This window comes from Geovibrio thiophilus (genome assembly GCF_004087915.1).
GTDB classification, from domain to species: Bacteria; Chrysiogenota; Deferribacteres; order Deferribacterales; family Geovibrionaceae; genus Geovibrio; species Geovibrio thiophilus.
Genome location: NZ_CP035108.1, coordinates 1637318 through 1648893, shown reverse-complemented (window position 1 = coordinate 1648893; position 11576 = coordinate 1637318). Strand labels below are relative to the sequence as shown.

The following is an 11576-nucleotide window of genomic DNA, read 5'->3' as shown; positions in this document are numbered from 1 at the left end:
CCTCATGTGTTTTTTAGCATCCAATTCAGCTATGATCTTATGAGCGCATTTGGCGATAAAAAAGCCCGTGAGAGTCAAATCTCACGGGCTTTGCGGGCGTTATGAGGAAGGTTACTGGCTTACTGTTACTCCGAGGAAGTTAGCCATTGCCTTGAAGATGAATGTGTTGTCGATGATATTTGTTACGTCTTCATCATACATTTTGCCGTTATATTTGCTGAAGGTTTCACTTGCGAAATCACCTTTTGCGTACACCGAAACAAGCTCGTTGGTGTGTCCGCCTGTACCGTAGAATACCTCTCCGTCAGGGTAGATATTGCTGCCGCACCATGTGCCGGGGCAGGGAGCAACATAGCTCTGCTGAGCAGGAAGATCGCCAAGCCCGGGCTTTAGTGTGTTGTTGAGTCTGAGGAAACTGTTGCCATGGTCAGAAGTGACTATGAGCATAGTGTTTGACCAGTCAATACTGTCGCCGGGTTCATCAACAAACTCCATAGCCTTCTTGACAGCGTATTCAAGATCTATTACGCCGCCGACCATGCCTTTATAGTCATTGGCGTGGTTTGTCCAGTCTATGTCTCCCTGTTCAACCATAAGGAAAAAGCCGTTTTTGTTCTGTGCGAGAACCTTAAGCGCTGCCTCAGTTGAGTCCGCAAGCAGAGGACTTTCAGAGTCGGTTGCCGCAAAAGTGGGAGCGCCGGGAGTGTCCGTTACAGTAGGTGTAGCTATTTGTCCGCCTGTTCCGCCGAAAAGACCGAAGAGTTTTTTCTTAGCTGTTACCGCATTATCAGCAGCATTAAGAAGTGCCGTTCCGCCTGTTACACCGTCTGTTCTCTCTACAAAAACATAACCAGTGTCAGCCTTTATAGCGTTGTACGAGGCTTCTGTCATGTATTGATAATTGGGAGCAGCGGGAGTACCGACAAATGACGGATGTCCTGCGCCTATTACAACATCGGGTCTGGTGGTTGTTATTATTTCCTCCGCTATTTCGCCGTAATTGTTTCTGTTTATATTATGAGAAACAAAGGTTGCGGGAGTTGCGTGGGAAAAAGGAACTGTTGTAACCACACCGATTGCGCCTTTTCTCTGAGCCTTGGCTTTTTCTGCGATTGTAGTGAGATTGCCGCCTGCGAGGTCTCCGGGGAGCCATGCTATATTGCCGTCAACCGTTTTGTTGCCTGTGGCAAGGGCTGTTCCGGCTGAGGCGGAGTCTGTTGCAGCATATCTGCGGATATACTCATCCTCAAGCTGGGGATAAGAGTAGCTTCCTGCAACCGCAACATCATAACCTACTGTGCCATACTCTATCCTGTTATTCAACTTAGCCACTGCATACAGATCTTTGCCTTTCGCTCTGGCGTATGAGTTGTAAGTATCAACATCCCATGTAGTGCAGTTTGCTTTGAAGTCAAAATCATGGAAGGAGAGTGCCTCGGGATTGTCGATACCAAACATATAACGTGAAGCGGCAACTTCGTGAGCCTTCTGCATACCGTCACCGATAAAAAGGATTACGTTGCGGTTTGCATCAGCAATTGATTTCATTGCTCTGAAAAGGTCGGTGTTGTCTATGAGCTCTGTTCCGGGATAGAGCACACCCTGACGTGCTTCAAGAAATGCAGTGTCAGCACCTCTGGCATATACAGAAACAAGCTCGTTAGTGTGCCCGCCAGTGCCGTAGAACACTTCGCCGTCGGGGTATACATAGTTTCCGCAGTAGTTTCCGGCAGGGCAGTTGGATGAGTTTTTAACTTCCTGAAGAGGAAGATCACCCAGACCGTTGGTTTTGCCCCTGTTGAATCTCAGGTAACTGTTGCCGTGGTCGGAAGTAATTATGATTGTGGTGTTTGCCCAGCTCATGCCGTTAACGCCGTCCTCAATCATCTCTTCCGCTTTTTCCACCGCATAGTGAAGGTCCAGCACGCCGCCGACCATACCTTTGAAGTCGTTGGAGTGGTTTGTCCAGTCTATGTCTCCCTGTTCAAGCATTACAAAGAAACCGCCTGCGCCGCCTCCGGAACTGAGAACAGTGAGCGCTGCCTCAGTAGACTCTGATAAAACAGGGCTTTCGTCCTCTGTCTTAGTAAAAGAGGGTGTGCCGGGAGTATCTGTAACGGTTGGAGTGGCTATTTGACCACCTGCGCTGCCGAAAACCCCGAAAAGTTTGGTTCCGTTTGATACTGCGTTTGCTGCGGCGGTAGCAAGAGAGGCAGCTCCGTCAGTGCCTGTGTTTCTTGCAACATACTCATAATCGGCATCGCCCTGAACTGTCGCAAGCAGAGCGTTTGACATATAGGTTTCGTTATAAACCTGAGGATGACCGCCGCCTATGACAACATCAGGCTTTGTTACAGTGCTGAGCTCTGTAAAGATGGCATGGTAGTTATTTCTGTAAACATTATGGCTTACAAATGCTGCGGGAGTGGCGTGAGAGATCGGAACAGTTGTGACTATACCGATTTTACCGGGTGTAGTCTTAGATTGATAATATTCGCCTATTGTCTGAATCTCACCGTCGGTGGGGTCTCCTGATTCCCACGCAATGTTGCCGGCATCAGTTTTGACGCCTGTAGCTATGGCTGTTCCTGCGGATGCTGAGTCAGTTGCGGCTGCACCAGTTGAGGAGTCAAGGAAGTATTTGTCTTTTGTAAGTGAAGAAAGCCCCATCTGAAGAACATCAAAGCCTGTTCTGCCATTGATTGAGTCAGTTGAGTATGTGTTGTCACCTCTTTCTCCGGCAAGAGTGTTGTAGGCAGTAACATCCCATGTGGTAGCGTAGTTGGAGTAGGGGAATACTGATGAATCCTTCCATATAAGGCTGGTTTCATCGCCGTAGTAATAGCGGCTTGCGGCAGCCTCATGTTCTTCGTGCATACCGTCGCCTATGAAAAGAATAACATGCTTGGGAAGAGCCCATGCGTCTTCGCCGTTCTGTCCGTCCTGTCCTGTGCTTCCGTCATTCCCGTCAGAACCGCACGCAGCAAGTACACTGAGAGTAAGAACGAGAAGCAATAACTTAAAAAGTTTCGTTTTCAATTTAAGTCCTCCAAAAAATATTTGGTGTAACAACCAAACGGAGGATAAGTGAAAAATGTCACACATATATTATTGAGTTGTTTCATTTATTAAATTTCGTATAATCCTGAAAATATAAGTAGTTACACGTATTTGTAAAAACTATGATGATATACTGTATCATTGTTACCATTACGTCAAATATCGTAGTAATAAAACTTCTTTAATGCTAAATAATTAAAAAGAGAATGAATTAAATGTTTCAAATAAATGTCAAAAAAATAAGGGGGCTTTCGCCCCCCTGTTGTATACTTTTTTTATATTGTTGTTATTCGGGTTTCTGTGACTGGACTTTCATTCCTTCTTCATCAACGGCAACAGCTTCGATGCGTCTGTTTTTAGCTCTGTCTTCAGGTGAAGCGTTGGGGGCAATGGGTTTAGTTTCGCCGTAGCCTTTGGCAGACACTCTGTCAGCCTCTATGCCGAGGTTTATAAGTGCGCTGCTTATAGCTTCAGCTCTTCTTTCTGAGAGCTTCTGGTTGTAAGCTTCTGTTCCTTTGCTGTCTGTGTGACCCTGAATCTCAACTTTGAGAACGGGAGTAGCTTTCATGAAATCAGCGAATTCCCGAACTCTAACCATTGAAGCGTCATCAATCATGTCACTGTCGTTCGCGAAGTTAACATAAAGTTTCAGGTTTTTGAAGCAGCCTTTCTCATTTACGTCATAACCCTGAGGAGTGCCGGGGCATTGATCCTGATCATCGTAAACGCCGTCACCGTCGGAATCAACGGGTGCAACTACGACTGCTTCTTTCTTTTCTTCAGCAACAACCGCTGCCATAGGCGCAGGTTCTTCCTTAACTGCTGCTGCAACAGGTGTGGGAACAGGTTCAGCAGCCATAACAGGAGCTTTTTCCCTTACGCCGAAGAAGTAAGCAACAGACACTGCCATAAGCTGGTCGTGTTTGCCTTCGCCGAAGTAGATGTTCTTGAATGAAACATCACCTGCGAAGCTTTTAGTGAAAAGATATTTAAGACCGCCGCCGACTGCAAGTCCTGTGTTGGTGTCATCTGCTATACGAGTCTCAACACCTGCCTGAAGGAAGGGGAGGAGAGCATTGTCCATAGAGGGTCTGAAGTGGTATAAAGCGTGAAGCCCGGGAGTGAGCACATCCTCGGAACCGCTTTTGCTGTCGTACTCTGCTTCAGCATAGCCGCCTGAAAGTTCGGCAGCCCAATGTTCAGTGATGAAATACCCCAGTTTCAGACCAACTTCCATATCGTTTTTAAAATCAGATTTATCATCAAATGCTTTGTAGCCGGCATACGGACCGAAATAGTAGGCATCTTTCATTTCGTATGCAGCAGCGCTCCCGAATGTGAACGCACACATGAGTAATGCTGTAAAAAGTTTTTTCATTTCTCCTCCTATAGGATATAACTTATCTTAATTATAACACATATTAAATGATTGTAAAGTAAATAGGAATCTCAGTTTCTTGAAGGTAAAAATAACATTTTATGAAAATATTCTGGCTTCATTGCTCTGATTATCTTCTGAATGAGAATAACAATCAGGATTGAGAAGAATATCCTACCCCAGAATATGCCTGAAAGGTGACCGCCGACCACCATCAGCAGAAGTGTATCTTCTATCAGGCTGTGGCACAGACCGAGGAGAGAAATGGAGAAAAATATATCTGCTTCACTTAATTTACCGCTTTTTGCCTCATTAATAATCATCCCGCCTGCGTATGAGAGACCAATGGTGAGCCCGAATATAGTAAGGGTGGAGGCACGTGCGCTCACGCCGAAGAAGCGCAGCACCGGACCCAGCAAACGTTCCATGAGCTTCATAAGCCCAAGCGCATGGAGAATGCGCATAACAACGACCAATGTGAAGATGATGCAGGTGATCCAGATAAGGTTCTTAACCTCGCCCAAAGCCCAAGCAGAAAGAGTGTTCTCCCTTACCGGCGGAACCCACAGGATCTTAAGCGGTTCCTGAAGCGTATCAGTCGCCGTGTATATGAGATTGAGCAGCCAGCCGTAAAGGATCGCCCCGCCCATGCGCAGAATAAGCATCGCGCGGAGTCGGGGACCGGATTTGCGCATTATCTGGAGTTCAACGGGCATGGAATGGGCGATCAGGACAATTGACGCGAATACAGTCGCCTGAGCTACAGTGAGGCTGAGTCCGTCAGACAGGCTGATGAAAACTATTATGCCGCCGTAGATGTTTGTGAAAAGAGCGGTCGCCCACGCAAGCCCGAGTTCGCCCGGCAGACCGAGGAACTTCATGAACGGGTTGAGCAGAGAGGAGAGAACCTTAATGACTCCCATCTCGGAGAGTATCTTAACAGCGATTATGACCGGGATCATAATCCTGAAGAGAGTTTTGCAGATGCTGTAAGTTTCTTTGAGTAATTCTGAAACCAGTTTTATCATCAGTTACTTTAGCATAGCCGCCGGAAACGGGCAATATACTAAAGCGGGTTTAACCGATGGAAATTGTCAGCATTTTTTCTTCGATTTCGTCTTTTCTTTCCCGGGCGGCTTTCACGCTGTCAAACCCTATATGACCCTCAACAGCGCAAAATGCCTCATCATCCAACATATCAAAGCAGCTTTCAGTTTTTTCGGAAACATTTTCAGCGGACACAGGCTCACCTCACAGACTTGATAGTGAGCACTATACAACTGTAAAATAAAAAGAAAAGAGAAAATAAACAAAACATGTTTTATTGTTTTATTTTATAAAAACTTAGTTACTGTTCTCCGGAAAAAGACTTAACGGCGTTTCAGGGGCTCCCGCATAAAAGACAATGATTTCCGCAGGAACATCACCTGTGTTTTCGCCTTTGTGCCACGTGTCCACAACCTCGACTATTGCTTCTCCGGCACGAAGAATCAGTTCATCCCCTTTTTCGGTTGTGACTTTCAGCTCGCCGGAAATAAGCACCCCGACATTGATAAGCGGATGCTTATGCAGCGGGAGAACCGCTCCGGCAGGAATAGTTATTTTAAGCACAGTAACTTCCGGCTGTCCCTCAGGATACGGGGGGAGGGGGGCTCCGTTCCAGCTCAGTATGGATTTTGTCAGAGTAACCGCTTTTACAGAGGCAGATTCAGCGCCGAAAGCGGAAACGCTGAGTGCGAGTAGTAAGATAATAATGAGTTTTTTCACGGGATCACCTTAATAATAAACTGCGGGCAGGATGTCCTGCCCGCGCCGCTGTTAAATATCTGCTTTATAAACCTCTCTGCCGTTTTTGAAGGTAAGAACGCAGAGTCCTTTCAGGGTTTTGTCCATGAACGGAGTGTTTACTGATTTTGACTTGTTCAGTTTTTTATCAAACACATATTCTTTATCGGGGTCTATGACTGCTATGTCCGCCATGGCTCCTTCCTCTATGACACCTCTGCCTTTCAGGCGGAGAAGCTGAGCCGGAGCGTAGCTGCAAAGTCTGGAAAAGTCGTTTTCGTTTATAACACCCTCACGCACAAGGTTCAGCGTGAGCGGAACGAGTGTCTGAAGCCCTGTTATACCGAATGGGGCGAGGTCGAACTCCTGAAACTTTTCATCCCTGCTGTGGGGAGCGTGGTCTGTGGCTATGCAGTCGATTGTTCCGTCCATAAGCCCTTCCTTCATAGCCTTCACATCATCAGCGCTGCGCAGGGGAGGGTTCATCTTGCAGTTGGTGTCATAGGAAAGAAGCTCTCTGTCCGTGAGCGAGAAGTGATGAGGCGTAACTTCGCAGGTAACGTTTATCCCTTTGGATTTGCCCCATCTCACAAGCTCAACGCCGTATCTGGTACTGATGTGGCATATGTGCACATGTCCGCCTGTGAGCTTGGCGAGGAGAATGTCACGGGCTATCATTATCTCTTCCGTCTCGGCGGGAATCCCCCGCAGACCTGTGATAGCGGATACTTCGCCTTCGTGAATCACGCCTTCGCCCGCAAGCTGCTTGTCCTCACTGTGGCTGAGTATCATCCCGCCGAAGCCCGATACATATTCAAGAGCCCTGCGCATAACGTCCGAACCGAGGACGGGCTTACCGTCATCGGAAAAGGCGCAGGCTCCGGCACTGAGCATGTCGCCCATTTCGGTGAGTTCCTCTCCGTGCATACCTTTGGAAACAGCGCCTACAGGGAGAATATCGCAGATGCCCAGTTCTTTGCCTTTGTCAGCCATGTATTTGGTAATTATGGCATTATCGTTCACAGGCTTGGTGTTTGCCATCGGGCAGACAGCGGTAACTCCGCCTGCTGCCGCGGCATAAGATCCGGAAATAATGTCTTCCTTATATTCAAGACCCGGATCACGGAAGTGAACGTGCATATCTATGAGCCCGGGCAGAACCATTTTCCCTTTGAGATCGTAGGTTTTATCTGCCTGAGGGGTATCATCCGTGAGGGATTTTATTATCCCGTCCTCAATGAGGATGTTTTTGGTAAGTGTTTTGTCGTGGTTAACAATCTTGCAGTTTGTAAGGAGTATTTTCATTATTCGATACCTCTCTGACCTGTTCCCAGCGTGTAAAGAACCGCCATTCTCACCGCCACGCCGCTTTCAACCTGCGGCAGGATTACAGACTGACCGCAGTCCGCTATTTCACTTGATATTTCAACCCCCCTGTTGATTGGTCCGGGGTGCATTACTATTGCGTTGTTGGAGAGCCTGAGCCTTGCGGCGTTCAGTCCGAAGTACCGGGCATATTCCTTAACGGAGGGAATGAGAAGCTTGCCCTGACGCTCTCTCTGTATGCGGAGAGTCATTATAACATCCGCTCCTTCCACAGCTTCCTCCATGTTACCGCATATTTTAACACCGAACGGGTCTGTGCAGAGGGGAAGCATGGTTTTGGGACCGAATAGGCGGAGGTTGATGCCTAATCGGGGCATTGCCCATATGTTTGAGCGTGCGACTCTGCTGTGGGTAATATCGCCGATGATCGCCACATTAAGCCCTTCAAGCCTGCCCTTGTGCTGTTTTATTGTAAGCATATCCAGAAGCGACTGGGTAGGGTGCTCGTTCAGTCCGTCACCTGCGTTGACAACGGATGCCTTGGTATTTTCGGCTATGAACTTTACCGCGCCGCTGTATGCGTGGCGCACTACAAATATATCCGTGCTCATGGCTTCGATGTTGTGCACTGTGTCTATGAGAGTTTCACCCTTGGCAGTGCTGCTTGCTGATGCCGAAAAGTTTACCGTATCGGCGGAAAGCCTTTTGCCGGCTATTTCAAAGGAGGTTCTCGTGCGGGTGGAGTTTTCAAAGAAGAGGTTCACAACCGTTTTTCCTTTGAGGGTGGGGACTTTTTTTACGTCTCTGTGGTTTATTTCCCTGAATTTTTCCGCCGTGTCCAGAAGATGAAGAATCTCCTCTTTCGAGAGGTCTATCATCCCTATGAGGTCTTTCCTGCTGTAAGACATTTGTCCGCTCCTAATAAATTAGAGGATTATTTCTTTATTATGCAAACAGAGTCCGCTCCGGCGGTTTCTCTGAAGTTTACCTGCACACTTTCGCTGAGTGCCGTCGGAACCGATTTTCCCGTGAAATCCGGCTGAACAGGCAGCTCCCTGTGTCCCCTGTCAATGAGCGCAGCCAGACTTATCTTTGAGGGTCTGCCGAAGTCTGTGAGGGCATCCAGAGCCGCTCTCACCGTTCTTCCGGTGAACACAACATCATCCACAAGGATTATGTGTCTGCCGGCAACATCAAACCCGATCTCCGTTCCCTTGACAACGGGGAAATCTGCAATCTGCGTCTGGGCTAGGTCATCACGGTAGAGAGTAATGTCCAGATACCCCACATCAGGCTTTTTCCCGCTGTGTTTTGCGATTTCGTCCGCTATTCTGCGGGCGAGCACATCGCCGCCGCTTTTAATCCCAACGATTCCGAAATTATCCGAAGAACGGACAGACTCCAAGACCTGAAAAACCATTCTGGTTATCATGCCTGCCATTTCTTCGCTGCTTAGAATCTCCTTTCCGTGACCCATCAACGACCCTCCGCAGTCTGTATTTTTTCAAAAAAAAAGCCTTCCGTCCCGAAATGGGCGGAAGGCCTTAGAGCTCTCTGTAAGAATTTGTGAACTTTCTGCGTTTTCTCATCTCAAGCCTCATATTAGATCTCAGAGATTTTGCTGTCAATAAATATCATTGATAAAATCCTAATTATTTCGTAATATTATACGATTAGTAAAATGGCAGGAATATTTCCGCTGTTAAATGCGCAAGTTTATGATGCGACAAACCAATCAATTAAAGAGGTAAAAATGAAGTTAAGAACTGTCCTTTTCGCTGCCGTGGTCTCCCTTTTTATGTACGGGTGCCTTCCGGCGGTTCTTATTGTCGGAGCCGGAGCGGCAGGAGCAACCTACAGCGTAACCACAGACGGCGTGACGGATATTATTACCGCAAGCCCGGAAGCCGCTTTTGAAACCATGCTTGATGTCATTAAGACTGAAAGAGGCGTAATCCGCGATTCCAGCATTGCAGAGGGTAAAATAGAGGCCGTTCTGCCCAATGCGGATGTATTCGCATTCATCGAAGATCAGGGACTCGGCAAAGTCAAGGTTACCATAAAAGCCAGAAAAACCCTGAATCTTCTGCCCGATAAAGAAACTGCCGTATATCTCTACAAACAGTTTATCAGGAATTTTTAATGCTCAGAAAGGCCACTCTGGCTGATACCAGAAAAATACAGAAGCTGGTCAATGCTTACGCCTCAAAAGGCGAAATGCTGTCCTTAAGCATAAGCGAAATATGCGAAAGAATACTCGAATTCATAGTCTGGGAGGAGGACGGCGAACTCCTCGGCTGCTGTGCTATGCACCCCTCATGGGAAGATCTTGTCGAACTCCGCTCAATAGCGGTTGCGGAACACTCCTCCAGACACGGCATAGGCAAGGTGATGGTGGAGAAGGTTCTGGAAATGTCCAGAGAGATCGGAGCCAAAAAAATATTCCTCCTCACTTACAAGGCAGATTTCTTCGCAAAGTTCGGCTTTGAAGAGGTTGAGAAGGACACGCTGCCGAAAAAAATCTGGTCGGACTGTCTTAAGTGCGCCAAGTTTCCTGACTGCGACGAAACCGCAATGGCTATGGAGCTTTGATGGACTTCGCCGGACGACTAATTGATAAATATGCAAAAAATTTTGACAGTATAGAGATACAGCTTTCTGAAGGCAGCTCGAAAACCGTGGACACAAGAGACGGAGAGGTGGAAGACGTTGCTGTCAATTCATCCTCCGGTCTCAAGATCAGGGTCTTTAAAGAAGGCAGAATCCTTTACTACACATCCGGCGGGGTTAACGAGGAAAGGCTCGATGCCTTCTTTCGGGAGGCTCAGGATGTTATCAATCTTACCGAAAAGGATGAAAACGTATTTATCCCTTCCTCTCCGGAGACTTATGAATATGTTACGGATCTTGCTGAACCCGATATTGAAAAGCTGAAAAGCTTCGCACTGGTAACAGAAAGCGGAGCTAAAGGGCTTGATGCAAGGGTGAAATCAGTTAAATCTGCGTCATGCTCATATATTAATCAGAAAACATTAATCACCGGAACACATATAGCCGCTAAAGTATGGAACAGACAGCTTATTTCATCTTTCTGCCAGTGTCTGGCGGAGGATAACGGCGATATTCAGGAAGGCTACGAAGGGGAAACGGTTTACTTCGGCAAGCCCTTTACACCGGTGCTTACCGGAAAAAAAGCCGCAGAAACGGCGGTGAGTCTCCTCGGCGGAAAGCCTCTGAAAACCGGAAAGTATAATATACTTTTCGATTCCGGCACCGCAGCTCAGTTCTTTGAGCTTATTTCTGAGATGTGCGACGCAGAAAATATCTTAAAACATATGAGCTTGTTTGAAGGCAGACTGGGGCAGGCTGTTGCTTCCTCTGTGCTGAGCATATGGGATGATCCCTTTCATCCTGACGCCATAGGCTCATACAGGTTTGATGATGAAGGAACTGCGGCTGTGAAGACACATCTTGTTACAAAAGGAGATCTTGAATCCTATCTCCATAACGGTTACACTGCCGGATTAATGAAGACTGCGAACACGGCAAACGCAGTTCGCACGGGTTCAGGGAAAATAGGCATAGGGGCTTCAAACCTCGTTATCGGCTCCACGGAAAAAGCATCTGCGATCACAGCAGTTCAGGGTGATGTGGTGAAAGTTCTGGATGTTATGGGGCTGCACACGGCGGATACCGTCAGCGGTGACTTTTCGCTGGGCATATCAGGCGTCGTGCTGAGAAACGGCGAGCCTGTTTCATCATTCAGGGAATCGGTACTCACCGGCAATCTGATGGATCTCCTTAAGGCAGTCACGGCAGTATATGATAACACCCGCATCCACGGCAACGTAGTTACCGGGGATGTATTATTTGATAAACTTACAATAAGCGGAAGTTAGGCAGACAATCCCACGGACGGGGTTGCGCCGTGCGAAGCGAAGCCGCATTCATTGCGGCGCGAGCGTGTGAGGAAACGGACAGGACGTGCCGTTTACGAACTATGGTAGACAAATGTATATAACAACCC

The 11576-nt window shown here is 47.6% G+C and carries 11 protein-coding genes; 3 read left to right on the top strand and 8 right to left on the bottom strand.

The window, feature by feature from the left end; all coding sequences use genetic code 11:
• Positions 1–111: 111 nt before the first annotated feature.
• The 8 genes from EP073_RS07820 to pyrR form a co-directional block, all read right to left on the bottom strand.
• On the bottom strand, positions 112–3039 hold the full coding sequence (locus EP073_RS07820) for an alkaline phosphatase (protein ID WP_164885310.1): 2928 nt from the start codon (positions 3037–3039) through the stop codon (positions 112–114).
• A 307-nt stretch (positions 3040–3346) separates the two neighbouring features.
• On the bottom strand, positions 3347–4438 hold the full coding sequence (locus EP073_RS07815; protein WP_128466595.1) for an OmpA family protein: 1092 nt from the start codon (positions 4436–4438) through the stop codon (positions 3347–3349).
• 71 nt (positions 4439–4509) lie between these two features.
• Entirely contained in the window at positions 4510–5466 is a 957-nt protein-coding gene (locus EP073_RS07810; RefSeq protein ID WP_128466594.1) for a nucleoside recognition domain-containing protein, read from the bottom strand.
• Between the two features lie 49 nt (positions 5467–5515).
• Complete coding sequence (locus tag EP073_RS13830; RefSeq protein ID WP_164885309.1) at positions 5516–5680, bottom strand: hypothetical protein; 165 nt, start codon at positions 5678–5680, stop codon at positions 5516–5518.
• 102 nt (positions 5681–5782) lie between these two features.
• Complete coding sequence (locus EP073_RS07805; RefSeq protein WP_128466593.1) at positions 5783–6205, bottom strand: cupin domain-containing protein; 423 nt, start codon at positions 6203–6205, stop codon at positions 5783–5785.
• 51 nt (positions 6206–6256) lie between these two features.
• Positions 6257–7528: a dihydroorotase gene (locus tag EP073_RS07800; RefSeq protein ID WP_128466592.1), complete on the bottom strand. Its 1272-nt coding sequence runs from the start codon at positions 7526–7528 to the stop codon at positions 6257–6259.
• Entirely contained in the window at positions 7528–8457 is a 930-nt protein-coding gene (locus tag EP073_RS07795) for an aspartate carbamoyltransferase catalytic subunit (RefSeq protein WP_128466591.1), read from the bottom strand. The genes EP073_RS07800 and EP073_RS07795 overlap by 1 nt, the downstream gene beginning before the upstream one ends.
• Positions 8458–8483: 26 nt before the next feature.
• Positions 8484–9026: a bifunctional pyr operon transcriptional regulator/uracil phosphoribosyltransferase PyrR gene (gene pyrR / locus EP073_RS07790; protein ID WP_128466590.1), complete on the bottom strand. Its 543-nt coding sequence runs from the start codon at positions 9024–9026 to the stop codon at positions 8484–8486.
• Positions 9027–9302: 276 nt separating this feature from the next.
• On the opposite strand from pyrR, the gene EP073_RS07785 reads away from it, so the two are divergent.
• The 3 genes from EP073_RS07785 to EP073_RS07775 are packed head-to-tail and all read left to right on the top strand — an operon-like array spanning position 9303 to position 11448.
• A complete protein-coding gene (locus tag EP073_RS07785) occupies positions 9303–9692 on the top strand; it encodes a hypothetical protein (protein WP_128466589.1) in 390 nt (129 codons plus the stop codon).
• Positions 9692–10141, top strand: coding sequence for an N-acetyltransferase (locus tag EP073_RS07780; RefSeq protein ID WP_128466588.1), 450 nt, complete (start codon positions 9692–9694; stop codon positions 10139–10141). The genes EP073_RS07785 and EP073_RS07780 overlap by 1 nt, the downstream gene beginning before the upstream one ends.
• A complete protein-coding gene (locus EP073_RS07775; RefSeq protein WP_128466587.1) occupies positions 10141–11448 on the top strand; it encodes a TldD/PmbA family protein in 1308 nt (435 codons plus the stop codon). Before EP073_RS07780 ends, EP073_RS07775 begins: the two co-directional genes overlap by 1 nt.
• Positions 11449–11576: the final 128 nt, after the last annotated feature.

Coding starts and splice junctions, on each gene's coding strand:
- EP073_RS07800 (WP_128466592.1), bottom strand. CDS start 7,528: ATGAAAATACTCCTTACAAACTGCAAGATTGTTAACCACGACAAAACA.
- EP073_RS07780 (WP_128466588.1), top strand. CDS start 9,692: ATGCTCAGAAAGGCCACTCTGGCTGATACCAGAAAAATACAGAAGCTG.
- EP073_RS07815 (WP_128466595.1), bottom strand. CDS start 4,438: ATGAAAAAACTTTTTACAGCATTACTCATGTGTGCGTTCACATTCGGG.
- EP073_RS07810 (WP_128466594.1), bottom strand. CDS start 5,466: ATGATAAAACTGGTTTCAGAATTACTCAAAGAAACTTACAGCATCTGC.
- EP073_RS07795 (WP_128466591.1), bottom strand. CDS start 8,457: ATGTCTTACAGCAGGAAAGACCTCATAGGGATGATAGACCTCTCGAAA.
- pyrR (WP_128466590.1), bottom strand. CDS start 9,026: ATGGGTCACGGAAAGGAGATTCTAAGCAGCGAAGAAATGGCAGGCATG.
- EP073_RS07785 (WP_128466589.1), top strand. CDS start 9,303: ATGAAGTTAAGAACTGTCCTTTTCGCTGCCGTGGTCTCCCTTTTTATG.
- EP073_RS07775 (WP_128466587.1), top strand. CDS start 10,141: ATGGACTTCGCCGGACGACTAATTGATAAATATGCAAAAAATTTTGAC.